The sequence below is a fragment of the Psychrobacter sp. NZS113 genome (assembly GCF_015864825.1).
Lineage (GTDB): Bacteria > Pseudomonadota > Gammaproteobacteria > Pseudomonadales > Moraxellaceae > Psychrobacter.
In genome coordinates, this window is record NZ_JADYWL010000051.1 from 1 (window position 1) to 506 (window position 506).

The following is a 506-nucleotide window of genomic DNA, read 5'->3' on the forward strand; positions in this document are numbered from 1 at the left end:
AGCAACGATAAGCCAAAGAGAAAAAGTTTTTAACGACTGCATTGTTAGTTGTGATCCTTATTTTTTATAATCTGCATGATACCGATTAGTCACTGAAGGTAAAACCCTTTTAAGCAATTGTTTTATGTTAAGGGCGTTAAGGTAATGTTTTGACCATTAATAATGAAAAAAGTTTACAGCACATCGAAACAAATATTTTAAAAACGGAGTCTACTTGGTTTTTATATATAGTTGAGACACGATTTGGTCATTGGTACACAGGGATCACGACTAATGTTGAAAAACGCTTTGCAACTCATCAAGCAGGGAAAGGGGCTAAAAACCTTAGAGGCAAAGGGCCGCTTTTACTTATTCATCAACAACAAGTGGGCAACAAAAGTGAAGCAAGTAAGCTTGAATATCAATTAAAAAAGCTCTCTAGAGCCAAAAAGGAAGCGTACGTTTTAGCATTTAATACCGGCGTAATTGAAAGCGCTTAACTTGTTCAAATTAAGCATATTCGCTGT

1 protein-coding gene is annotated in these 506 nt (G+C 35.4%); it reads left to right on the forward strand.

Going from position 1 to position 506, the window contains the following annotated elements:
• Positions 1-149 precede the first annotated feature (149 nt).
• Positions 150-479 carry a GIY-YIG nuclease family protein gene (locus tag I6E61_RS14090; protein ID WP_227686005.1) on the forward strand — a complete coding sequence of 110 codons (330 nt, stop codon included), beginning with the start codon at positions 150-152 and terminating at the stop codon, positions 477-479.
• The last annotated feature ends 27 nt before the right edge of the window (positions 480-506 follow it).